Source organism: Embleya scabrispora (assembly GCF_002024165.1).
Lineage (GTDB): Bacteria > Actinomycetota > Actinomycetes > Streptomycetales > Streptomycetaceae > Embleya > Embleya scabrispora_A.
Map to the genome: position 1 here is coordinate 420,990 of NZ_MWQN01000001.1, position 24,072 is coordinate 445,061.

21 protein-coding genes are annotated in these 24,072 nt (G+C 71.3%); 13 read left to right on the forward strand and 8 right to left on the reverse strand.

Annotated features, from left to right (window positions below):
- Positions 1–20: 20 nt before the first annotated feature.
- Positions 21–563, reverse strand: coding sequence for a hypothetical protein (locus B4N89_RS01985; protein WP_078974139.1), 543 nt, complete (start codon positions 561–563; stop codon positions 21–23).
- A 1,871-nt stretch (positions 564–2,434) separates the two neighbouring features.
- Here B4N89_RS01985 and B4N89_RS01990 point away from each other — a divergent pair.
- Complete coding sequence (locus B4N89_RS01990; RefSeq protein ID WP_078974140.1) at positions 2,435–3,283, forward strand: helix-turn-helix domain-containing protein; 849 nt, start codon at positions 2,435–2,437, stop codon at positions 3,281–3,283.
- Between the two features lie 48 nt (positions 3,284–3,331).
- Here B4N89_RS01990 and B4N89_RS01995 read toward each other — a convergent pair whose 3' ends face one another.
- From B4N89_RS01995 to B4N89_RS02005, 3 genes are all read right to left on the reverse strand, one after another.
- The gene (locus B4N89_RS01995; RefSeq protein WP_078974141.1) at positions 3,332–4,015 is read right to left on the reverse strand and encodes a L,D-transpeptidase family protein; all 684 of its coding nucleotides are present in this window, start codon (positions 4,013–4,015) and stop codon (positions 3,332–3,334) included.
- Positions 4,016–4,216: 201 nt separating this feature from the next.
- Positions 4,217–5,656, reverse strand: a complete 1,440-nt coding sequence (locus B4N89_RS02000) for an MFS transporter (RefSeq protein WP_078974142.1) — start codon at positions 5,654–5,656, stop codon at positions 4,217–4,219.
- A 47-nt stretch (positions 5,657–5,703) separates the two neighbouring features.
- A complete protein-coding gene (locus tag B4N89_RS02005) occupies positions 5,704–6,105 on the reverse strand; it encodes a cupin domain-containing protein (RefSeq protein WP_078974143.1) in 402 nt (133 codons plus the stop codon).
- 123 nt (positions 6,106–6,228) lie between these two features.
- Between B4N89_RS02005 and B4N89_RS02010 the strand changes: the two genes are divergently transcribed.
- The 3 genes from B4N89_RS02010 to B4N89_RS02020 all read left to right on the forward strand — a co-directional run bounded on the left by B4N89_RS02010 (position 6,229) and on the right by B4N89_RS02020 (position 10,170).
- A complete protein-coding gene (locus tag B4N89_RS02010; RefSeq protein WP_078974144.1) occupies positions 6,229–6,933 on the forward strand; it encodes a TetR/AcrR family transcriptional regulator in 705 nt (234 codons plus the stop codon).
- 466 nt (positions 6,934–7,399) lie between these two features.
- Positions 7,400–9,172 carry an LCP family protein gene (locus B4N89_RS02015; protein ID WP_078974145.1) on the forward strand — a complete coding sequence of 591 codons (1,773 nt, stop codon included), beginning with the start codon at positions 7,400–7,402 and terminating at the stop codon, positions 9,170–9,172.
- A gap of 614 nt (positions 9,173–9,786) precedes the next feature.
- Complete coding sequence (locus B4N89_RS02020) at positions 9,787–10,170, forward strand: CBS domain-containing protein (RefSeq protein WP_078974146.1); 384 nt, start codon at positions 9,787–9,789, stop codon at positions 10,168–10,170.
- A 187-nt stretch (positions 10,171–10,357) separates the two neighbouring features.
- Here B4N89_RS02020 and B4N89_RS02025 read toward each other — a convergent pair.
- The 3 genes from B4N89_RS02025 to B4N89_RS02035 form a co-directional block, all read right to left on the reverse strand.
- Positions 10,358–11,262 (reverse strand): IS5 family transposase gene (locus tag B4N89_RS02025; RefSeq protein WP_414646351.1). Its coding sequence is split into 2 segments (ribosomal slippage): positions 10,358–10,915 and positions 10,918–11,262, totalling 903 coding nucleotides; the frame shifts between segments, so codons are not numbered across the junction.
- A gap of 24 nt (positions 11,263–11,286) precedes the next feature.
- Positions 11,287–12,402: an alkene reductase gene (locus tag B4N89_RS02030; RefSeq protein WP_078974147.1), complete on the reverse strand. Its 1,116-nt coding sequence runs from the start codon at positions 12,400–12,402 to the stop codon at positions 11,287–11,289.
- A 49-nt stretch (positions 12,403–12,451) separates the two neighbouring features.
- The gene (locus B4N89_RS02035) at positions 12,452–12,925 is read right to left on the reverse strand and encodes a RidA family protein (protein ID WP_235618435.1); all 474 of its coding nucleotides are present in this window, start codon (positions 12,923–12,925) and stop codon (positions 12,452–12,454) included.
- Between the two features lie 132 nt (positions 12,926–13,057).
- On the opposite strand from B4N89_RS02035, the gene B4N89_RS02040 reads away from it, so the two are divergent.
- The gene (locus tag B4N89_RS02040) at positions 13,058–13,483 is read left to right on the forward strand and encodes a MarR family winged helix-turn-helix transcriptional regulator (RefSeq protein ID WP_078974149.1); all 426 of its coding nucleotides are present in this window, start codon (positions 13,058–13,060) and stop codon (positions 13,481–13,483) included.
- An 87-nt stretch (positions 13,484–13,570) separates the two neighbouring features.
- On the opposite strand, the gene B4N89_RS02045 is transcribed toward B4N89_RS02040, so the two are convergent.
- Complete coding sequence (locus B4N89_RS02045) at positions 13,571–14,611, reverse strand: alpha/beta hydrolase family protein (RefSeq protein ID WP_078974150.1); 1,041 nt, start codon at positions 14,609–14,611, stop codon at positions 13,571–13,573.
- 163 nt (positions 14,612–14,774) lie between these two features.
- On the opposite strand from B4N89_RS02045, the gene B4N89_RS02050 reads away from it, so the two are divergent.
- From B4N89_RS02050 to B4N89_RS02085, 8 genes are all read left to right on the forward strand, one after another.
- Positions 14,775–15,452, forward strand: a complete 678-nt coding sequence (locus B4N89_RS02050; protein WP_078974151.1) for a GNAT family N-acetyltransferase — start codon at positions 14,775–14,777, stop codon at positions 15,450–15,452.
- 38 nt (positions 15,453–15,490) lie between these two features.
- Positions 15,491–16,360 carry a PaaX family transcriptional regulator C-terminal domain-containing protein gene (locus B4N89_RS02055; protein WP_078974152.1) on the forward strand — a complete coding sequence of 290 codons (870 nt, stop codon included), beginning with the start codon at positions 15,491–15,493 and terminating at the stop codon, positions 16,358–16,360.
- Between the two features lie 102 nt (positions 16,361–16,462).
- Positions 16,463–17,035 (forward strand): GNAT family N-acetyltransferase, encoded by a 573-nt coding sequence (locus B4N89_RS02060; RefSeq protein ID WP_078979053.1) that lies wholly within the window; start codon positions 16,463–16,465, stop codon positions 17,033–17,035.
- Between the two features lie 27 nt (positions 17,036–17,062).
- Positions 17,063–18,445 (forward strand): PLP-dependent aminotransferase family protein, encoded by a 1,383-nt coding sequence (locus B4N89_RS02065; RefSeq protein ID WP_143657802.1) that lies wholly within the window; start codon positions 17,063–17,065, stop codon positions 18,443–18,445.
- 244 nt (positions 18,446–18,689) lie between these two features.
- The gene (locus tag B4N89_RS02070; RefSeq protein WP_078974154.1) at positions 18,690–19,607 is read left to right on the forward strand and encodes a branched-chain amino acid transaminase; all 918 of its coding nucleotides are present in this window, start codon (positions 18,690–18,692) and stop codon (positions 19,605–19,607) included.
- 123 nt (positions 19,608–19,730) lie between these two features.
- Positions 19,731–19,934, forward strand: coding sequence for a hypothetical protein (locus B4N89_RS02075; RefSeq protein ID WP_078974155.1), 204 nt, complete (start codon positions 19,731–19,733; stop codon positions 19,932–19,934).
- Between the two features lie 477 nt (positions 19,935–20,411).
- Complete coding sequence (locus B4N89_RS02080) at positions 20,412–22,145, forward strand: ABC transporter ATP-binding protein (protein ID WP_161500590.1); 1,734 nt, start codon at positions 20,412–20,414, stop codon at positions 22,143–22,145.
- Entirely contained in the window at positions 22,142–24,061 is a 1,920-nt protein-coding gene (locus B4N89_RS02085) for an ABC transporter ATP-binding protein (protein ID WP_078974156.1), read from the forward strand. Before B4N89_RS02080 ends, B4N89_RS02085 begins: the two co-directional genes overlap by 4 nt.
- Positions 24,062–24,072: the final 11 nt, after the last annotated feature.

The window sequence follows — 24,072 nt, forward strand, 5'->3', positions numbered from 1 at the left end:
TTCGCCGGCCGCGCACCGGGTCACCGCACCCAGCCGGTGTACCGCTGCCTGCCGCGCGACGTGCCGCGCCGTTCGCGCCCGCGCTCCTCGACGGGGTCGAGCGCGGCGGCCACCGTACGGGTCAGCCAGGCGTTGACGGACAGGCCCGCCCGACCGGCGGCCTGTTCGATCCGAGGCTTGATGTGCTCGGCGAGCCGGAGCGTGATCCGCGCCGTACCGCCCTCCTCGGGCTCCGGCACGGACGCGGCGGGCGGCGGCCCGGGGCGCTCGTCCGGCTCGTCGTCGAAGGCACCTCCGCCGCCCTCCTCGAACGAGCGAGCGGCCGCCGACGACACCACGAAGTCCGGGTCGAGCCCCCGCAGCCGCATGTCGACCGACCCCGGCGCCAGGTCGCGGCTGATCTCGTCGGCGGCGGCGGACAACGCACTCAGCAGCGCAAGCCTGGTCGCCGATTCGAGCGGCCCGATCAACCGCTCGGCAAGCGCCCGCGCCTCCGCACCATTCGCCTCGGCGGCAACCGCCAGTTCACGACAGAGCTTGTCGACATACGGCGTGAGGTCCATGACGTCATCATGACGCCACAATGACGTCATGGCAAGCCCAACACCCCCACCCTTCGACGCCACATGACGTCACCCAACAGGAACCAGCGCCACGACAACCCAAAACCCCCGCCCCGCTCACCGCACCCCCAACCCGGCCCACCCCACAACTCCGACGCACCACCCCACCGACGACCGCGAAGCCACGATCACCTCACCAGCGGCGGGCAGGGGGCAGGTTGGGCCGGGTTCCCGAGGGACCTTCCCGAGTGGCCCGGATGTCCCCGACGAACGTCGCGCTTGTGGTTGCGGGTGGCCGGTGCGGGGCCGGTCCGAGTCGGTGGTGGGCCGCCGCCAGCGTTCGGGGCTCCAAGACTTGAAGCCCCCGACGAGACGTGCGTGTTGCTCGGCGAAAACCGGCTGGCAACGGGGGCAGGCAGGGCGGCCGGGTCGAGTCCCCCGGGGCGCCTTCCCGAGTGGGTCGGGCGTTTTCGCCGGGCGGTGCGCTTGTGGTTGCGGGTGGCCGGTGCGGGGTGTGTCCGAGTCGGTGATGGGCCGCCGCCGGCGTTCGGGGCTCCGAGATGTGGGGCTCCCGACGAGACGGACGTGTTGGTCGGCGAAAACCGGCTGGCAGCGGGGGGCAGGGAGGGCGCTCGGGTCGAGTCCTCCGAGGAGCCTTCCCGGCTGGGTCGGGTGGTTTCGGGAGTGCGGTGGGCGTGTGGGTGACGAGGGTTCACGAACCCGGACCGCGTGAAGAGCTGTTGCCTCGGCGTGAGGGAAAACCGCAGGTCAGTGCCATCGGGTGGCTGCTTCGGGCGCCTCGCGATCCGGTTTCGGCGCCTACTGGGCGCTTTTGGTCTTCGCGACGGCCTATGAGGGGTCGGAGCACCCGAAGCCGGCTCCGAACGGGCGGTTTCAGTCTCCGCACGGGCGTCGAGGGGTCAGAGCATACGAAACCGGCACTCGACGCCTGACTTTCCGCCCCGGCCACGCAAAATCGCAGGTCACCGAAGCTCGAAGCCCACATCCACCCATCGCGATCGGTTTCGAACCTCAGCCCCTCCCAACGGCCCCCGAAACCACCCGACCCACTCGGGAAGGCTCTCCGGAGGACTCGACCCGGCCGCCCTCCCTGCCCCCCGCTGCCAGCCGGTTTTCGCCGAGCAACACGCCCGTCTCGTCGGGAACTCCATGTCTAGGAGCCCCGAACGCTGGCGGCGGCCCATCACCGACTCGGACAAGCCCCGCACCGGCCACCCGCAACCACAAGCACACCGCCCGGCGAAAGCACCCGACCCACCCGGAAAGGCGCCCCGGAGGACTCGACCCGAGCGCCCTCCCTGCCCCCGTTGCCAGCCGGTTTTCGGTGAGCAACACGTCCGCCTCGTCGGGAACCCCACATCTCGGAGCCCCGAACGCCGGCGGCGGCCCACCACCGACTCGGACACACCCCGCACCGGCCACCCGCAACCACAAGCACACCGCCCGGCGAAAACGCCCGACCCACTCGGGAAGGCGCCCCTGACAAACTCGACGACTCCAACGCCCTTACCGGCTCATCGCCGTCTCGACCGCCCGACCCCGCCTCGCCTGCCCACCGCACAACTCCGACGCACCACACCGCTCGACCTCACGACTCCGGCACCCGACTCCCTTGCTCCCTCGCTCGCTTACCTTGCTCGCTTCGCCACGGCACCCGCGCCCCGACCGACTCACCGCCACCCCGAGCCTGCCTCCACTCACCCCGCAACTCCCGTGCACAACACCCCCGTCCGATCTCGCCGCGGCCCCGCCCGTCCCACGCGACCCACCGCGCGCCCCAGTCCCACCCCGCGAGCGGTCGGCGACGAGCGGCGGTCGGTCCGGTGTCGGGGCGGCTTAGACTTCGGGCCGTGAGTGAGAACGAGCTTGGTGGCTTCCTCCGTGACCGGCGCGCGGCGGTCACGCCTGCCGAAGTCGGGCTGCCCGACGGGCCCCGGCGCCGTGGCCCGGGGCTGCGGCGGTCCGAGTTGGCGGGCCTGGCGGGGGTCAGCGTGGAATACCTGGCGCGGTTGGAGCAGGGGCGCGACCGACGTCCCTCCGGCCAGGTACTGGCGGCGCTCGCCGACGCGCTCCGGTTGACCCCGGAGGAGCGGGTCCACGTGCGTCTGCTCGCCAGGGCCGCCACCGGCAACGCGTTCTCGTACGCGGCGGTCGAGCCGCCCACGCGCGGAATCCGGCCCACCGTTCGCGCCCTGCTCGACCGGCTCGAACCGGCCCCCGCGCTGCTGGTCGACCGGCTCGGCGACGTCCTGGCGTTCACCAACGGCTACGAGCGGCTGGCCCGCCCCCTCGGCATCCTCGACCCGGACCAACCCAACCTGGCGCGCTACGTGTTCACCGATCCCCGGGCCCGCGCCGCCTACCCAGACTGGGAGCAAATAGCCGACGAACACGCCGCGATCCTGCGCACGGCCGCCTCGTTCGCCGATCCCTACGTCCAGGACTTCCTGGACGGCCTCGCGATCATCGCCGGCACGGTGTTCAGCCGCCGGCTTGCCGCGCCGGCCACCCCGCCGCGCCGGGTCGGCGTGGAGCGGCTGGCCCACCCGGAGGCGGGCGAACTGCGCCTGGAACGCGAGATCCTGGACCTCGCCGACGTCGACCAGACGCTGGTCGTCTACCTCCCCTGCGACGAACCCACCTCCGCCGCACTCGACCACCTCACCGGCCGCCACCCGGGCGCGCTGCGCGCGGTCTGACCGTCGCCGCCTTCCCCGCCGACGCCCGGGGGTGGCGCAACTCGGCGATCAGGTGCCGGACTTGCGGCCGTACACGTACACCTCGTCGCCGGTGTGCAGCAGATCCCAGTAGGCCTTCGCGTCCGCCGGCCGCATGTTGACGCAGCCGTGCGAGCCGGGCGGCGAGGTGACCGAGCCGTCGATCGCGTGGAACGCGATGCCGCCGTCGAAGAACTGGCTGTACGGCATCGCCACGTCGTAGAGCGTCGACCAGTGGTTCAGCGCCCGGTAGTAGACCTTGTGCAGCCCGGTGCGGGTGGCGAAGTCGGCCCGCCCCGAACGGATCTGCACCGGCCCGTACACCCGCTTCGCGCCGTCCTGGATCCAGCTGACCTGCCGGCCGAGGTCCACACACGCGATTCGTCCGACATCGGTCGGACATCCGCCCTCCCCGCCGGCGGACCGCCGCTTGAGCGCCGCATACGTGACCGGGCCGGCGTAACCGGCCGCCGGGCGAATGCCGTTGTCGGCCTGGTACGTGCGGATGGCCCGGCAGTCGGCCGCGGACTCCCGCCCGTCCACCGGCAGTCCGAGGGCCGCCTCCACCTGCCGCTGATAGGGCCCGGTCCGCGAGGTACAGGCCGCAGGCGCCGCACTCGTCGGCGCCGCGACCACCACCCCCAGCGGCACCACGACCCCGGCCGCGACCACCACCGTCCCCACCCGCCGACACACCCGCCCGAGCACACCCATCGCCGCCCCCTTCGCAGTCGACTCCGCGCGCCCGCACCGCCGTTGGACCCACGGACGCCCCGTTACCGGCAGGTACGCGACCTGCCACACTCCGTCAATCCTGCCCGCGCCCGACGGTTCCGCACACCCACCAACGGGTCTTTTCCCCACGACGCGGCACGACCGCGCAACCCGACGACCCGGCCCGAAGCCCCAAGCCCCCTATGTCACTGCTGACTTCGTCGGCACCAGCAGCACCGCGACGACCGCTGCGACCAGCAACAACCCACCCGCCGCACCGAGCGATACCGCGTAGCCGTGGGCGAGTTCCCGCTTCGACGCGCCCTCCTCGGGTCCGGTCACCGAGGCGGCCAGGGTGACCAGCGCGGCCAGGCCGATCGAACCGCCGATCTGGCGCGAGCTGTTGATCAATCCGCCGGCCATGCCCGCCTCGTGCGCGGCCACGCCGGAGGTGGCCGCGGTGCCCAGCGGAACGAAGCACAGGCCCGCGCCGATGCTCGCGACCAGCGACGGTCCCAGGATCGAGCGCAGGAACGTACCGTCCACGTCGAAGGCCAGCCCGAACCACCCGAAACCGGCCCCCACCAGCACCCCGCCCAGCGCGAGCAACCGCCCGAGCCCGACCCGGGCCACCACCTTGGTGGCCAGCACCGAGCCGATCAACACCCCGAGCGAGAAGGGCAGGAACGCCACCCCGGCGGCGGCCGGACCGTAGCCGAGCACCTGCTGGAGGTACAGCGAGGTGAAGTAGAACGCGGCGAACTGCCCGGAGAACAACAACATCATGAACAGGTTCGCGCCGACCACCGGCCGCCGGCGCAGCAGTCCCATCCGCAACAGCGGTGTGGCAACCCGCAGTTCGACCAGAACGAAGGCGACAAGCAACACCACCGCGGCGGTGAGCGTACCGATCGTGACCGCCGAGCCCCAGCCCTGCCGTTCGGCCCGCACCACGCCGAGGACCAGCGTGGTCGCCCCGGCGGTGACCAGCAGCGCACCCGCCGGATCGAGCCCGCCGCCGGTGCCCCGCGCGGGCCGGTCGCCGGGCAGTCGCCGGGCGGCGAGCAGCGCGAAGGCCACGATCGGCACATTGATCAACATCACCGCCTGCCACCCCGCCGACTCGGTCAGCAGTCCGCCGACCAGCACCCCGCACGCACCTCCGGCCGCCGCCGTCGCACCCCACAGGCCGAGCGCCCGGGAGCGGGCCGGCCCGGCCGGGAAGGTCACCGTGATCAGCGCGAACGCCACCGGCGCCAGCGCCGCGGCCCCGACCCCCTGTACCGCGCGGGCCGCGATCAGCGCCCCGGGCGACGAGGCGAAGCCGCCCGCCAGCCCGGCCAGGCCGAACACGGTGAGGCCGCCGATCAGCGTGCGCCGCCGACCCACCAGGTCGCCGACGCGCCCGCCGAGCATCAACAACCCGCCGAAGCTCAGCGCATACGCGTTGACCACCCACGGCAACCCGTCGACGCCGAAGCCCAGGTCGTCACGGATGTCCGGGAGTGCCACATTGACCACCGACATGTCCAACGCGACGGTGAACTGCACGGTCAACACGACCAGCAGCAACAGTCGAGTACCCGGCCGCCCCCGGCCCGCCTCAACCGAAGCCGCGATCGTCCCGGTCGGCCCGGTCATCCCGGCCGTCCCCGCCGCCCCGGCCGTCGTCCCGCCCCTCGTCCCGGTCATCCCCGCACCCCGACCCCGTCGGCGCGCGGCTCCAGGTGTGTGCCGGTGCGCACCCCGATGGACATCACCTCGACGGGCCCGTCCGCCTCGAGCCGGTGCCACCGCCCACGGGGCACCACGAACGCCCCGCCGGGCCCGAGCGCCACCGGCGGCCCCTCGCCGTCACCGACCGCATCGCGCAGCACGATCCGCAGACCTCCCGACCACACGCACACCACCTCGTCGGAGGACGGGTGCATCTCCCAGAGATCGGCATGCAATTCGGCGTCGGTCTCCACCCGGAAGACGGCCACCTGCCAGCCCGGCGCGTCCCCGACCATCCGGCGCTCCCCGACCTCGATCCGGCCACCGACTTCGGCCAATCGCACCGCGGATTGGAACAGGTCGACATACGTCATCGAAAAACTCCTTGCCACAGGAAAAAGCACGCCGGGAGACACACCGGCAGCGCGTTGACGTACTCTGTACGTGAACAGCTTCAGTCGAACACGTACGCCGTACGTACGTCAAGGAGGAGCAGCATGCCCGCGCCCCGAAAGTTCAGCCGCGAACAACTGCGCACCGCGGCGCTGACCCTGGTCGACACGCACGGCCTGGCCGCACTGACCATGCGCAGCCTCGCGGCGGCGCTCGGCACCGGGGCGATGACCATCTACAACTACGTGGACGGGCGCGAGGGCCTGGAGGGACTGCTCGTCGAGGCCGTCCTGGCCGACGCGCTCCCCGCGACCGGACCCGGCACCGAGGCGGGCGACTGGCAGGCCGAGGTGCGTCGGCTCGCCGAGGCGAACTGGCGTGCCATCCGCGCCCACCCGGACGTGATTCCGCTGATCCTCACCCGCCGGATCACCGACGAGGCGACCCTCGTACACGGCGAGGCGCTGCTGCGCGCCCTGGCCCGAAGCGGTCGCCGCGGTGTCGAGCTGCTGTACGCCTTCCGCACCGTGACCGGCTTCGTCACCGGCTTCGCCCAGGCCGAACTCGCCGGCCCGCTCTCGATCGCCCCCGACGAGGACGTGCGGTCCATCACCGACCGGGCCCGGGCGCTGCCCGCCGACCGCTTCCCGTACCTGATCGAGATCGCCGGCGCGGCGGCCGAGAGCTCACCGTCCGACGAGTTCCGGGCGGGCCTCGACCTGCTGCTCGCCGGCTTGGAGCAACTCCCGACCGGACCGGGCGCCGGCCGACCCGGCCCCGGCGCCGCCTCGGGCTTCGGCACCCCATAGGGCATCGGCACCGCACAGGGCCTCGGCCTCGCCGCCGAATACGCGCCGAAATCGCCGGGAATGACCCCGGCGGCTCGTTCGTTGTACGGAGCAGTCGGTGAGCGGGTGTCCCCGGGCCCAATCATTGCCGCCGCGAATTACCGTTCGGCTGGAATCGCGGCGTGCCACCCGCCGAGAGGTGATCCCGTTCACCGACCCGAAGACGACGGCGTCGCCCCCTCCCCCGAGGGCGGCGCCGTCCCTCGTCTTTTCGCCCCTCGCCACCGGCGCCCGGGCCGACCCCCGGCATCCGGGACAATCCGCACTGCAACCGTCCCGCGCCGGAGACCGTCCGTCTTCCCGAAGGCCGCCGGCGCAATGATCCGCGTCCGGTACATGTACGGTCCGTTCCGGCCGCCCGATACGGTGTCGAGCCAGTCCGCGCCAACGCGACGTCGGTCCGACGACAGCACTCTCGGGGGTTGGTTTGAATTCCGTTCCGGAGCACGGCGGGCGCCGCCGGCGTACTCCCGGGTCCGCCTCCCCCGACCTGGCCCCACCCACCGATCTCCCGGTCGAGGGCGGCCCCGAGGCGGCCGGGGGCGACGACACCGGCGTGGGCGTACCGCGCCCCCGACGCGCCGACGGCCGGGGCCGCTCCCGCTCCGGACGCAGGGCCAAGCCCACCGGCCACGGCAAGCCGCGCCGCTTCCGCAAGCTCAAGATCACCGCGATGGTGTTGTCGTTGGCGCTGGTCGCGATCGGGATCACCGGCTTCGTGATCTATCGGAAGCTGAACGGCAACATAAGGCACAGCAAGCTCAACATCAGCGATGTGGACGTGCCCAAGGAGGGCCCCGACGCGTTCGGCCGCACCCCGATGAACATCCTGATGCTCGGCTCGGACGGCCGCGACAACCCGACCGACTGCAAACTCGGCGGCGCGTGCGACGGCGGACCTCCGCGCGCGGACGTGCAGATGTTGCTGCACGTGTCCGCGGACCGGAGCAACGCGTCGGTGATCAGCATCCCGCGCGACACCCGGGTCCAGATCCCGACCTGCGTCGACCCGAAGACCAAGCAGAAGTTCAACCCGATCAACACCACGATCAACGAGGCGCTGGGCCGCGGCGGGCCCGGCTGCGTGGTCGGGGCCTGGCAGTTGCTCACCAAGATCCACATCGATCACTTCATGATGGTGACCTTCTCCGGCGTGGTCTCGATGGCCGACGCGGTCGGCGGGGTCGAGGTGTGCGTGCAGTCCAACATCCAGGACGAGCAGATCGAGTACCGCGACGGTGTGCGGCACGAGATCGGCTCGCACCTGAAGTTGACCGCCGGCAAGCACAACATCCAGGGCGAGGACGCGCTGAAGTGGCTGCGCACCCGGCACGCCTTCGAGGACGGCGGCGACGTCGGCCGCACGCACGCGCAGCACATGTACCTCAACTCGATGGTGCGCACGCTCAAGTCCAACAGCACGATCACCAACCCGATCAAGCTGTTCAAGGTCGCCGAGGCGGCCACCAAGGCGCTGACCGTGGACGACGGGCTCAACGGCATCCCGAAGCTGACCTCGCTCGCGACCACGCTGAACAAGGTGAACACCAACCGGATCACCATGACGACGATGCCGAACGTGCCGGACCCGCAGGCGCCGAACGAGCACCTGGTCCCGGCCACGTCCGCGGAAACCCTGTTCAAGATGGTGCGTTCCGACGTCGCCTTCGACAAGAACGGCCCGCCGCCCGGTACCGAGACCAACCCGCCGACCACACCCGATCCGCCGGCCGCCCCGCCCCTGGACAAGGCCGCGGTCCGGGTCACGGTGGCCAACGGCACGACCAGGACGAGCCTGCCGGGCCTGGTCACCGACCGGCTGATCGCGCAGGGCTTCACCAAGGCCGTCCGGGACTCGGCCCCGCTCAAGCGGCAGACCACTACGGTGATCCACCCGGCCGACGCCAAGGACCAGGCCCAAGCCGTCGCGGACTCGCTCGGCCTGCCGGCGAGCGCGCTGTCCGCGCAGCCGAACGCGACGCACATCACCGTCCAGATCGGCACCGACTGGGGCTCGGAGGCGACCTTCAAGGGCGGCAAGGGCAGCACCACCTCCGCGCCTCCGTCCGCCCCGCCGCCTCCGCCGGCGGGCGAACTCCCCAAGGATTCGGCCGCCTTGAACGGCGCCGACGACGGCGCGTGCATGAAGGTCTACACCGAGGCCAAGGACCGCAACGGAAAGCCGATCTACACCTGGTGATCCGGCGACCCCGGTAACCCGACGGGCCGGCGGCGAACCGCCGCCGGCCCGATCACGAGTCCCCGAACCGCCCGGTCACGAGCGGCCATCCGGCCAGGCCCGGCCCCACCCCCGCCCGCCCCGGCCGCAGTCCCGGCCCGGCCGGCCCACCGGCCCGATCGCGCCACTTCTTCGTTCGCCATCCCGAACACGGCGGGAAATAAAGCCGGTTCGGGATGATATGTACCGACGCCATGTCGGCCTCCCGTCGAAATGACGGTAAGGTGGCTGTACCGAAGACATTCCATACGTCGGCTTCCTTGTCGACGCCGTCCTCGGTGGGCGACGACGCCGGTCATGCCGGCGGGTCCGAAGGCGAGTGCACCGGCTGTCCGTGCAGCCCGCCTTGCGTCCGCCGATCAGCGCACAGCGCCATCACCCGGCGCGGGCCCGGCCGCCCGCATCGAGCCCCGTAATCTCGCCGCCTCTTCGGCCCCGCGCGCCATCGCGCGGCCGCGCGACGAAACACGGGCCCGGGTGCCCCGCCACCCGACTCCGGTTCCACCGGACGACTCGAAACCAGGTGCATACCCGATGACCAACCTTCCTCACCATCCCCCACCGTCGCCGACGCCATGCGCCCTGCCGAGGTGCGGATCGACGCGAACACGATGGTCGACAAGGCGATCGACCTCGTCCACGCGGCCGACGCCGACCACGCGATCCTGCACGCCGAGGACGGCCGCTGCCTGGGCATCGTGCGTCGGGCGCAATTCGCGCCGTACCAGAACCGTTCCTGGTACACCGCCCGTACGCCGATCCGGAACATCACCCACGAACGCGGCCCCTTCGCCCGGCCCACGACACCGGCCGCCGAGGCGTTGGCCACCATGCGCGCCCGCGGCCTGCGGGTATGGGCGGTGACCGACCCGGCGGGCCGAGCCGTCGGCGTACTGACCCTCGAGTCCCTGCGCGCCGTGCTCGTCGACACCGCACGCCCGCTCGGCGCTGCGGCGTAACTCCCCCGCACCCGAAGACGGTTCGTTCGATACGGGTCCGGTACCGGCCGAACCCCCGGCCCGCCGCACCGCGATCCGCCATCGACGCGCGCATCGCTCCCGCGCAATTCGCCGTTGCGGACCCCGAACCGGACCCGACCCGCCGGCCGAACCCCGAACCCGGCCCTAGGGCCTGTCTGACAAACGATCATGGTTGTGGTTCGCGGAGCCACAGGATCAGTGAGGCCAGGACGACGCCCGCCGTGTAGCGGGCGGCGAGCTTGTCAAAGCGCGTGGCGATCGCCCGGAACTGCTTCAGGCGGGCGAAACACCGCTCGACGACGTTGCGTTCGCGGTACGCCTCCCGGTCGAACGCCGGTGGGCGCCCGCCGGCTCGACCCCGACGGCGACGATTCGCCCGCTGATCGGCCCGTTCGGGGATCACCACCCGCACCCCCGCCGCCCGCAACCGGGCACGGATCGCCCGCGAGGAGTACGCCCGATCCGCGATCAGCCGGGTCGGCCGCACCCGCGGCCGACCCGGACCCGGCCGCGGCACACGAATCCCGGCGAGCACCGCGTCCAACGCCGGCGCGTCCCCCGCCTGCCCCGGGGTGACCACGATCGACAACGGCAACCCCCGCCCGTCCACCGCGAGATGCAGCTTCGTCGTCAACCCGCCCCGTGAACGGCCGAGACCCTCGCGGCCCGCAGGCGTCGGGCCCGGCGCCGCACGCCCCACGCCGCCCGGTTCGTCCCCGTCCGCAACCCCCTTTTCCGCGCCCCGGCCGCGTGTTGATGCGCGCGGACGATGGTGGAGTCCACCGACACCGACCAGTCGACCCGACCGACCGCGTCGTCCCGCACCCGCACGTGTTCGAGCAGTGCGGCCCACGTCCCGTCCGCCTCCCACCGCACGAACCGCTCGTACACCGTCTGCCAAGGTCCGTACCGCGCCGGAACGTCCCGCCACGGAGCACCGGTCCGCAACCGCCACAACACCCCGTCGATCACCTGCCGATGATCACGCCACGGCCGACCACGACCATCCACCACCGGCAACAAGGGCTCGATCCGAACCCACGCCGCATCCGTCAACCCACCCCGAGACACCACAAGATCATTATCAGACAGGCCTTAGACCCGCTCCGGGACGGTGATCGCCGGATAGTCCACGTAGCCGCGCGCACCGCCGCCGTACACATCCGCCACCGGCGGCGGGGCCGGCGGCAATCCCCGGGCGATCCGCTCCGGCAGGTCGGGGTTGGTGATGAACAACCGGCCGAACGCCACCACGTCGGCGAGGCCGTCGGCGATCAGTCGCTCGCCGGTGGCCGGATCGACCGGGGTCGGGCCGTTGTGGTTCGCGATCAACATGCCGGACCAGCGCGGCCGCAGGTCGGCGAGCGCCGCGTACGCGCCGCGTTCGAGGACGTGCAGGTAGGCCAGGCCGATCGGGTCGAGCGTGTCGACCAGCGCCCGGTAGGTGCCACGCGCGTCCGGCTCCACGAGTTGGTTCTCCGGGTTGTCCGGCGAGATCCGCAGCCCCACCCGGTCCGCGCCGATCTCCGCCGCCACCGCCTCCACCACCTCGAACACGAAACGCAGCCGGTTCTCCCGCGAACCGCCGTAGCGGTCGGTGCGCAGGTTGCTGTTCTCGGCCAGGAACTGCTGGAAAAGGTAGCCGTTGGCGCCGTGGATCTCGACGCCGTCGAACCCGGCCTCGATCGCGCGGCGCGCGGCGCGGGCGAACGCGGCGACCACCCCGGCGATTTCGGCGACGGTGAGCGCACGCGGGACGACGTGCGGGAGCAGGCCGTCGCGGGTGTGGATGGGCGCCTCGGTGATCCGCACCGCCGACGGCGCGGTGGGCGTCTCGCCGTCCAGGGTCACCGGATGGGTCATCCGCCCGACGTGCCACAGCTGGGCGAAGATCCGCCCGCCCACGTCGTGCACGGCGGTGGTGATCTCGCGCCACCGCACCACCTGTTCGTCCGTGCGCAGTGCCGGAATGCCCGGTCCGGCCTTGCCGAGCGGGTGCACCGAGATGCCCTCGGTGATCAACAGCCCGGCGCCCGCCCGCTGTCGGTAGTAGGTGGCGGCGAAATCGCTCGGCACGCCGGTGGCGTCGTCGGCGCGACCTCGGGTCATCGGGGCCATCGCGATCCGGTTGGGCAGATCCAGACGGCCGTGGCGATAGGGGGCGAGCAGCGGATTGGCGGTGCGGGTCGGGGAAGTCAACACGGTATCCATCCCTGTGGTGGTCGGGGTCGGGCGCGCCGGTGGCGACGGTTTCGCGGACTCAGCGGTCCAGCGCGGTGACCTCGACCTCGATCAGCCAGTCGGGCCGGGCCAGGGAGGAGACCTCGACGAGGGTGTCCGCCGGGTACGGCAGGGACAGGAACTCCTCGCGCAGCCGGATCACGTCGTCCAGGTTCTCGGCCATGTTCCGGACGTAGATGCCGACCTTGACCACGTCGGCGAAGGTCGCCCCCGCCTCGGCGAGCACCCGCTCCACGTTGCGGAAGGCCTGCCGGCCCTGGGCGAGAAAGCCGCCGTCGACGGTGCCTCCGCCCTCGTCGAACCCGGCCTGCCCGGAGACGAAGATCAGGCCGCCGGCCCGGATGGCCTGGGAGATCCGGTACGGCTCGTACCAGTCGGGGGTGGTCGCGACGCGCTCGATCCGGGCACGGGCGGTGTCGGTGGTGGTGTCGGTGGCAGCGGCGTTGGTGGTGGTGACGGTCATCGGATGCTCCCGGGTCAAAAGAATCTGCATGCACATGCATGATTTGCTTGCGCATGCATAATCTGGCACTGCATGTAATCTGCTGTCAACAGCGGATCGATCCGCGCTCGGTCCACCAACGGCCGGACACGGGTTCGACCGGGCCGGAGAAAGGACGGGGTCATGGACGCGAAGCTCTGGGAGCAGGTCGTCGTGCTGCACGCGCGCGTCGAGCACGACCTCGGCCGGACACTTCAGCGGCGACACGGGATCGGCCTGTCCGAGTACCGCGCACTGTCCCGACTCGCGGTGGCTCCCGACGGCGAATTGCGTATGCAGGAGCTGGCCGACTCGATCGGGCTCAACCAGAGTTCGGTCAGCCGCCTCGCGGTCCGCCTGGAGACCGACGGCCTCACCCGACGCGACCTGTGTCCCAAGGACCGCCGAGGGGTGTACACGGTCATCACCGACGACGGCCGCGCCCGGCTCACCGAGGCGGCCCGAACCTACGACCAGGCCCTGACCACGGCACTGGAAAAGGCCGCCGGCGACCCCCAACTGGCAGAGGTGGCAACGGCACTGGGCGCCATCCCGACCCCGGTGGGCTGAGCAGCGTACGACACGGGTCCCAAAGCGCGGCCGAAGCACGAGCCGATCACCGGCCGACCCACCTCCACGCTCGGCCCGGCGGCCCGCTCAGCGTCCGGCCAGGAATCGCCGCTGGTCGGCGAGATAGCCGTCGACGAACAGGTCGCGCGGTGCGAAGACCGCGGTGAAGAAGGTCTTCGTCTCCGAACCCTCGATGTCCGCGTCGACCATCGAGTGCGCCGCGTCCGGGTAGTGACGTACCGTCAGTTCGGCTCGTCCGGCGAGTAGTTTGCGATACTCCGCCTCGGTCTCGACCACGTCCACGTTCACGTCGTGCCCCCCGAGCATCAGCAGCACCGGCACCCGCACCTCGGCCAGATCCGCGCTCGCGTCGGCCCCGGCGTTCTTGCGCACGAAGTTCCACCGGTCCGCCGACATCGTCGCCGCCGAACCCAACGCGGCGCGGTACTGCTCGTACCCGGCGCCCTGCGCGATCAGCCGCCGAACCTCGTCGCTGCGCCGGACCTCGGTGTCGATCCGGGCCTGCGACGCGTGTTCCGCGCGCAGTTCGGCGAGCAGGTTGAACCGGCCCTGGCGCAGCCAGTTGATCGCCGGCGACACGGCGATCACGAACTTCACGTCGGGCGTGCGCGCGGCCACTCTCGGAAGCACCCAGCCCGCCTGGCTGGCACCCCAGAGCCCGACCCGCGCATGGTCCACGTCCGGCCGGGACCGGCTCCAGGCGATCGCCGCCTCGGTCTCCCGGGCCCGATCCTCCATGCTCTGGTCGAGCCAGTTGCCCGGCGACCCCGACACGCCCGGCTTGTTCCAGGACAGCGTGGCGTAGCCGGCCCGGGCGTACGCCTCCATCTGCGGCCGATAGAAGCCGTCGTTGGTGGCGTTCCGGGCTCCGTCGCCGTGCACGAGGAGCACCAGGCCGTACGGTCCCCGCCCGTGCGTGGGCTTGGCCAGCACGCCGTCCAGCCGCCGCGCGCCGTCGTGGAACACGATCCGCTCCTCCTTCAGGTCGTAGGTGTTGGCGTGGTCCGCGTACAGCAGCGCACCCAGTCCCGCCGTGAGCAGCAGGGCGAGGACCGCCCCGCAGATGGTCAGCACCCGATGGCGTCGAACGAACCCGCGGATCCCCATGTGGTCATCTCCCTTGGAACATCGTTTGCGATATCGAATCTATCAAACTGAAATCGCTCGTAGCTCTAACGAACGTTTTTACTTCTGCATATACTGGCCTCGGACGGCCCGGCCGCAGTTCCCCGCGCCCGCCGGGCGCCACCCACCGGCCACGGAGGCGGCAATGGACCAGGAACAGGCACCACACCCCCACGACAGCCCGCAGTCCCCCGACCCCGACCGCCGACGCCCCGGCCCCCCGGCAATCGGCCGCGGGCTGCCGGAAGGCACACGGCGGCGGGCCGCCGAGCTGTACTGGGAGGCGTTCGGTCGCAAGTTGGGCGCCGGCCTGGGCCCCGCCGAGGCCGGGATCGCATTCCTGGCCGAACACCTGCACCCGGACCGCGCCGTGGTCGCGACCCGGGACGGCGAACTGGTCGGCCTGGCCGGCTACGCCCACGGTGGCCGCGGGCTGACCGGCGGAACCGCGGGCGACGTGCTGCGCGCCTATGGCGGAATCCGCGCGCTGCCCCGGCTGGCCGTCCTGGCCCTGTTCGAACGTCGCCCGGGGCATGGGGAGTTGGTGATGGACGGCATCTGCGTCGATGCCGCGCAGCGCGGCACGGGCGTCGGCGGCCTGCTGCTCGACGAGGTCGCCGCCGTGGCCCGCGAGCTCGGCTGTCGGCGGATCCGGCTCGATGTGATCGACGTCAACCCGCGGGCCCGGGCGCTCTACGAGCGGCACGGCTTCGTGACGACCTCGACCCAGCGAACCCCCTTTCTGCGCGGGCTGATGGGCTTCGGCGCGGTGACCACGATGGTCCGCCGGGTCGAGCCCGCGCGTCCGGGCGGGCACGGGTGAACGCGGGGGCACGGGTACGGCGCTCGTATGCTCGGGACATGCCAGGAACGCCGGACACGGCCCGCGTCGAGATCCCCACCCGCACCCTCGTACACGCGCTCGTGCACGGCGACGGCAGCGTCGACACCGGGGAGTTGTACACCGTCGCGGGCGCGCTCGGCATGTCCGACCAGCAGGTGCGGCTGTGCGTCAAGCGCCTGGTCGCCGAGGGCCGCTTCACCCACGAGGGGCGCGGACGCAAGGCGGTGCTCAGGGCGACCGAGGACGCCCGACGCACGCTCGAACCCAACGTCGAATTCGTACGGCACGCGTTTCGCCAGGACCGGGGCGAGGCGCCGTGGGACGGCGCATGGCGGCTGGTGGCGTTCGCGATCCCGGAATCCGCACGATCGGCACGCGACGCGCTGCGCGACACGATCGTGTGGCTGGGCGGGGCGGCACTACACGGCGGGTTGTACGCGTGTGCCAACGACTGGACGGAGCTGATCTCGGCCGAGGCACACCGCCTCGGCGTCTCCGCCGCGGTCACCCAGCTCACCAGCCGCGACCTGCGCATCGGCGCGATCGACCAACCACGCGCGCTGGCCGCCAAGTTGTGGCCACTGGACGAAATCGCCGGGCGCTACGCCCGGTTGCTCGAAGTCGTCCGCCCCCGGTTGACCCGCCTGGAGTCCGGCACCGACTTCACCGATGTCGAACTACTCACCATCGGCGTCGAGTTGGGTGTCGAATTCAGCCGCGCGATCGAACCGGATCCCCTCCTCCCCCCGGAACTCCTACCCACCCCATGGCCCGGCCGCCAGGCCCGCGCCCTACTCACCCGGACCTGGTCGACACTGTCCAAGCAGGATCGAACCAACACGACGAACCGGCTCTACCGCCTGTACGAGAACCTGTCCCACCCCTGACGCACCACGCGCTTCGTGGTCGTCGAGTCCATGTCCGGCAACGGCCCCCCGGGGGCGGATATTCGGGGTCTGTGCGTCTCGTGAGGACGCAAGATGATGCGCATGACTTTGGCCACCCCCGTACTGCATACCGCTCGCCTGCGGCTGCGTCCGTTCACCGACGCCGACACCGACTCCCTCTTCGCGCTGCACAGCAGCACCCACGTGATGCGCTACTGGGACTCCCCGCCGTGGACCGAACGGGCCCGCGCCCGGCGATTCGTCGAGATGTGCCGAACGATGGCGGACGACGGCACCGGGGCCCGGGTGGCCATCGACCGGGCTTTCGACGGGGCCTTCGTCGGCTGGTGCGGTCTGACCGCATGGGACGAGGAGCGTCGCAGCGCGTCGTTGGGCTACTGTCTCGGCGATGCGATGTGGGGCCACGGCTTCGCGACGGAGGCCGCGCACGCCGTGCTGCGGTGGGCGTTCGACACGCTGGACCTGAATCGGGTGCAGGCCGAGACCGATACGCGCAACGTGGCATCCGCCCGGGTCCTGGAGAAGATGGGATTCGTGCGGGAAGGGACGCTGCGGGAGGACTGCGTCGTGAACGGCGAGGTGTCCGACTCGTGGATATTCGGGCTGCTCAGGCGAGAGTGGCAACCGTCGGCCGTGCAACCATCGAGGCCGTGAGGCCCCGGTGCAGAGGGAGTAGTGGTCGTGGACGTCGAGCAGTTCGCCGTGGTGCTCGGGGAGCGGATGGGGCGTCCACGACGCAACGAGCGCCGGTCCCGTGGTGAACGGCTGTCCGACGCGCTGCGCGACCTGGTCGAGGGCGGCGAGTTGCTGGCCGACACCCGCCTGCCGTCCGAGCGTGCGCTCGCCGACGCCCTCGGGTTCAGCCGAGGCACCGTCGCGACCGCCTACCTCTCGCTGCACCGGATCGGCCTGGTCGAGCGCCGCCACGGCAGCGGGTCCTACGTACGTGCCGGCGACCGGCCGACCTTCGCCCGCTGGCTGCGCGAGGGCACCATCGTCGTCGACCTGGCCAAGGCGGTCGTACCCGACACCACGCTTCTGCCGCACACCGCGCTGCGCGTCGAGGACCTGCTCGACTCGCGTCCCCCGGACGGCTACGGGCCGACCGGCGACCCGCGGCTGCGCGAGCTGATCGCGGCGCACGAATTGCCCGCCGGCCTCACCGCCGACGACGTCGTGGTGACTTCGGGAGCGCAGCAGGCGATCCACCTGGTCGCCGACGCGCTGCTCGTGCCCGGCGACCGGGTCCTGGTCGAGCCGACCACGTATCCCGGGATGCTCGCGGCGGTGTACCGCTTCGGCGCCGAGGCGATCCCGGTCCCGGTCGACCGCCACGGCTTCGACCCGGAGGCGCTGCGCGCGGCGATCCGCCGGTACCGGCCCGCCTACGTGTTCTCGCTGCCGGTGCACAACCCGACCGGCGCGGTGGTCTCGGCCCGACGGGCGAAGGCGATCGCCCGGGTCGCCGCCGAGGAGGGCGGGCTCCTGGTCGAGGACCGCACGCTCGCGAGCCTGGCCGACGGGCCGGTGGCCTCGGCGATCGAGCACGTGGCGGACCGTACGATCTGCCTGGGCTCGTTGTCCAAGACCACGTGGGGCGGCCTGCGCCTGGGCTGGATCGCCGCGCCCCCGGGCGTGCGCTCGCTCCTCGTCGAGGCCAAACAACGTACCGACCTGGCCACGTCGACCCTGGACCAGCAACTGGCGATCCACCTGCTGCGCGATCCGGGCCGTCCGGCCCGGGTCGGCGAGTGGTTCGCCGATCTGACCCGGCGCCGCGACCACTTCACCGCCGAACTCGCCGCGCGCCTGCCCGAATGGGAGTGGACGATGCCCCGCGGCGGCCTGTCGTTGTGGGCCCGACTGCCCGGCGTGGACGGCGAGGACTTCGTCGCCACCGCCCTGCGCCACGGCGTCGCGGTCTCCCCCGGCGCGGTCTTCGCCCCCGCACCGCACACCGCCGGCGACCGCATCCGCCTCGGCTACGCCTGGCCCGAGCCGGTCCTGTCCCAGGCGGTGGACCTCCTCGAAGCCGCCTGGCGCGAGACCCCGAAGAACGCCTGACCCGCTCGCCCACCCCGGTGCAAACCACGAACGCCCCCACCCCCGGGGTTTCTTCGGCCTGCCCCGAGCCGAATCGGCGCCCACCCGTCCGATCCGTGAACACCCCCTAGTGGACCAATATCGATGCGGCTAATGTGCCACTCGGCAAGTGGCACATCGACACACTCGCCAATGATCCACTTTCTCGACATCGCATCGAACGCATCGAGTCGATCCGAGTCGAGCGACCACGGTGGGAGCAGCCATGGCACTGATCGAAGCGGACCGGATCTGGATGAACGGCGCGCTCGTGCCGTGGGCCGACGCCAAGGTGCACGTACTCAGCAACGGTCTGCACTACGGCACGGGCGTGCTCGAGGGCACCCGCGCGCACGCCACCGCGCGCGGCCCCGCCGTGTTCCGCCTGGACGATCACCTGCGCCGGTTCCGCGAAAGCGCGCACATCCTGGGCTTCGAACTGCCCTACGACCCGGCCGCGTTGCGCACCGCGACGCTGGAACTGATCGCGGCCAACGGGCACGACGAGTGCTATCTGCGCCACCTCGCGCACCTGGGCTACGGCGAGATGGGTCCGGGCTTTCGCCCCGGGCTGCCGGTCGAGGTGAGCATCGCGGGCTGGGAGTGGCACACCTACCTCGGCGACGGCGCCGAGCGCGGCATCCGGCTCGCCACCAGTTCGTGGCGGCGCAACGATCCCAACGCGATGCCGCCGGCGGCCAAGGCCACGGCCGGCTACCTCAACTCGGCACTGGCCAAGACCGCCGCACTGCGCGCCGGTTACGACGAGGCGCTGCTGTTGAACGCGGACGGGTACGTCAGCGAGTGCAGCGCGGCCAACGTGTTCGCGGTGCGCGAGGGCGTGCTCTGCACTCCGCCGCCGAGCGCCGGCGCGCTGCGCGGGATCACCCAGGACACAGTGCTCACCCTGGCCGGCGACCTGGGCCTCGAGGTGCGGGTGCAAAACCTGCTGCGAACCGATCTGTACACCGCGGAGGAGGTGTTGGTCACCGGCACCGCCGCCGGCGTGATCCCGGTGGCGTCGCTGGACGACCGCGAGGTGGGCAGCGGCCCGATCACCCGCAAGCTCCAGGCCGCGTACACCGCCGCGGTCACCGGACGGGACGAGCGATACGCACACTGGCTCACCCTCGTGGACCAGTGACGGCGGCCGAACGGGTCGCACCCGACGGCCGACACACCCCCAAACAGGCGAAATCTCCCATGATGTGCAGTTTTCCGGATATTCGTAGCTCGTCCTGCTCACGCACACTCCATGGGAGATGACATGCGCATCCGTGCCACCCTGGTCGCCGTCGCCGGCGCCACCGTCTTCGCCTTCGCCGGTGCCGGTACCGCCCAGGCCCACGAAGGCGGCGTCGAGGTCGACCACACCACCGCCTCCGGCGTGCTCATCGCACACGGCCACGGTTGCCATGGCGGCAAGCTCGCCGCGTTCCACCTCTCGCGCACCCACGTCTCGATCCGCTGACGTACGCCGGCAGCGAACGCGGAAGGCGGCCCGTCCACCCCCGGGGTGGGCGGGCCGCTTTGCTGTGTACCGTGCACAAGGGCCGGCGACGACCCCAGGGCATCGACGCATCCCGGTCGCCCGCGCCTTGACTTCAAGTCGACTTGAAGTCCTACGGTTCGAACCGAAGTCTCCACGGTTTCGACGTGTCGCCCGGGCACCGTCGCCGGCCCGCGTCCGGCACCTTGGACCACTCACGGGGAGATCCGCCATGCACAGCCCGCCGTCCACCGACGTCCGCCCGCGCCGCCACCCGGCCGGCCCGCACAATCCGATCGACCGTGCCGGCCGCGAGCACTACCGTCGGGAGCAGGACCCGCCCCGACGACGCGCGCCCGACCCGCGCCCCGGACCGGCGCCCCGCACGAGCCCCGGCCCGAGGCCGCTCCCGGCCGGCGCCTCCTGTCGGCCGCGCTCCTCCGACCCGAAGAGGACATCGTGCTGATCCGACTGCTGCGCGCACATCTGCGCCCCTACGCCAAGCCGATCGGCCTGGTGGTGGTGCTGCAACTGATCCAGACCCTCGCCACCCTGTATCTGCCGACCCTCAACGCCGATCTGATCAACCACGGCGTGATCGAGGGCGACACCGGCTACATCCTGCGCGTCGGCGGCACGATGATCGGCGTCACCCTGGTCCAGATCGTCTGCGCCGCGTTCGCCGTGTACTTCGGTGCCCGTATCGCCATGGGCGTGGGCCGCGACATCCGCTCCGCCGTGTTCGACCGGGTGCAGACCTTCTCCGCCCGCGAGGTCGGCCGGTTCGGCGCCCCGTCGTTGATCACCCGCACCACCAACGACGTGCAACAGGTCCAGATGCTGGCGCTGTTGACGCTGACCCTGATGGTGTCCGCGCCGATCATGTGCTTCGGCGGCATCCTGATGGCGGTCAACCAGGACGTCCCGATGTCCCTGCTGTTCCTGCTGATCGTGCCCGCGCTGATCCTGGCCGTGGGTTGGATCGTCCGGGCGATGCCGCCGCTGTTTCGCACGCTCCAGGGCCGGATCGACAACGTGAACCGGATCATGCGCGAGCAGATCACCGGGATCCGGGTGATCCGCGCGTTCGGCCGCGACGGCCACGAACAGGCCCGCTACGCGGACGCCAACGCGGACATCCGCGACGTGTCGCTCTCCGTCGGCCGACTGATGGCGTTCATGTACCCGTCGGTCCTGCTGGTGTGGGAGACCTCGGCGATCGTCATCGTGTGGATCGGCGGGCACCGGATCGGCGACGGGTCGATGGACATCGGCGCCCTGGTCGCCTTCCTCAGCTACCTGATGCAGATCCTGACCTCGGTCATGATGGCCACCTTCATGACCATGATGATCCCGCGTGCGGCGGTGTGCGCCGACCGGATCACCGAGGTCCTGGACACCGAGACGAGCCTGACCGTGTCGAAGGCACCGGTGACCGCGCTGCACGCGCACGGCCGGCTCGAGCTGCGCGACGTGAGCTTTTGCTATCCGGGCGCGGAGGAGCCGGTCCTGCGCGGGATCGACCTGATCGCCCGGCCCGGCGAGACCACCGCGGTGATCGGCAGCACCGGTGCGGGCAAGACCACGCTGCTGGGCCTGATTCCGCGCCTGCTGGACGTGACCGGCGGCTCGGTGCTGATCGGCGGCGTGGACACCCGCGAGATCGAGGCCGGGCTGCTGTCGCGCACGGTGGGCCTGGTCCCGCAGAAGCCGTACCTGTTCTCCGGCACCGTCGCCTCCAACCTGCGCTACGGCAATCCGGACGCCACCGACGAGGAGTTGTGGCGGGCCCTGGAGATCGCCCAGGCCCGCGACTTCGTCGAGGCCCTGCCCGAGAAGCTGGACGCGCCGATCGCCCAGGGCGGCGGCAACGTCTCCGGCGGCCAGCGGCAGCGCCTGGCGATCGCCCGGCTACTGGTGGTCAAACCGGAGATCTACCTGTTCGACGACTCGTTCTCCGCGCTGGACTACGCCACCGACGCGGCACTGCGCGCGGCGCTGCTCGCGGAGACCGCCGAGGCCACCGTGGTGATCGTGGCGCAGCGGGTGGCCACCATCCGGCACGCGGACCGGATCGTGGTGCTGGACGAGGGCCGTGTCGTCGGCACCGGCACACACACCGAGTTGATGGCCGGCAACGACACCTACCGCGAGATCGTGCTGTCCCAGCTCACCGAGGAGGAGGCGGCGTGACCACCACCGACGAGGGCGCCGGCCCGCGCGAGACCGAGACCGGGAACGATACCGAGACCGAGGCCGCCGTCCCCGCCCGCCGCCCGGGACCGCCGGCCGGCGGTGGACCGATGACGCGGATGATCGGCGGCCCGCCCGTCGAGAAGTCGATGCACTTCAAGGCCAGCAGTCGGCGACTGCTGCGCATGATGGCCCCCGAGCGCACCCGGCTGTACGCCCTGCTGTTCTGCGGCATCGCGGGTGTCGGCCTGTCGGTGCTCACCCCCCGGCTGCTCGGCAAGGCCACCGACGCGATCTTCACCGGCGTGGGCGGCGGCGGGAGTATCGACTACGACCACGTCCGCGACATCCTGCTCGTCACCTTCGCGGTGGTGGCCGGCTCGGTGCTGTTCGCCTTCGTCCAGGGTCGCCTGACCGCGACCATCGTGCAGCGCACCACCTACCGGCTGCGCGAGCAGGCCGAGACCAAGCTGTCCCGGCTGCCGCTGAACTACTTCGACAAGCAGCCCCGGGGCGAGGTGCTCTCGCGCACCACCAACGACATCGACAACATCGCCCAGACCCTCCAGCAGGCGATGGGCCAGATCGTGCGCTCGCTGCTGACCATCGTCGGCGTGCTGGTGATGATGTTCTGGATCTCCCCGCTGCTCGCGCTGGTCGCACTGATCAGCGTGCCCACCTCGATCCTGGTCACCGTGGTTATCGGCAAGCGCGCCCAGCCGCAGTTCGTCAAGCAGTGGTCGAGCACCGGCAAGCTCAACGCGCACATCGAGGAGATGTACACCGGTCACGCGCTGGTCAAGGTGTTCGGTCGGCAGAAGGAGTCCGCCGAGGTCTTCGACAAGCACAACGAGGCGCTGTACACGGCCGGGTTCAAGGCCCAGTTCATCTCCGGCCTGATCCAGCCGGCGATGTCCTTCGTGGGCAACCTCAACTACGTGCTGGTCGCGGTGATCGGCGGGCTGCGGGTGTCCTCGGGCGCGATGACGCTCGGCGACATCCAGGCGTTCATCCAGTACTCGTACGAGTTCAACGGACCCGTCACCCAGGTCGCCGCGATGTCCAACCTGCTCCAGTCCGGGGTGGCCTCGGCGGAGCGGGTGTTCGCGCTGCTCGACGCCAAGGAGCAGTCCCCGGACCCGGAGCCGGCCGTACGCCTGGACAAGGTGACCGGGCACGTCGCCTTCGAGGGCGTCACCTTCCGCTACGAGCCGACCAAGCCGCTGATCGAGAACCTGGACCTGGAGGTGCACCCGGGCCAGACGGTGGCCATCGTCGGCCCGACCGGCGCGGGCAAGACCACGCTGGTGAACCTGCTGATGCGGTTCTACGAGGTCACCGAGGGGCGAATCACCGTCGACGGTGTGGACATCGCCACGATGACCCGCGAGGACCTGCGCGCGCCGATCGGGATGGTGCTCCAGGACACGTGGCTGATCGGCGGCACGATCGCGGACAACATCGCGTACGGCGTCGGCGACGTCTCGCGCGAGCGCGTCGTCGCGGCGGCCCGGGCCACCCACGCCGACCGCTTCGTGCGCACCCTGCCCGACGGATACGACACCGTGCTCGACGACGAGGCCGGCAACCTCAGCGCCGGCGAGAAGCAACTGCTCACCATCGCCCGGGCGTTCCTGACCGAGCCGCAGATCCTGGTGCTCGACGAGGCGACCAGTTCGGTGGACACCCGTACCGAGGTGCTGATCCAGAAGGCGATGAACTCGCTGCGCAAGGGCCGGACCAGCTTCGTGATCGCGCACCGGTTGTCCACGATCCGCGACGCGGATGTGATCCTGGTGATGGAGTCCGGTTCGATCGTCGAACAGGGCACGCACGAGGCGCTGTTGGCCTCGGACGGTGCCTATGCCCGGCTGTACGCCTCGCAGTTCGCCCAGCCGGCGGCGGAAGTCCTGTAGCCCGATGGGCG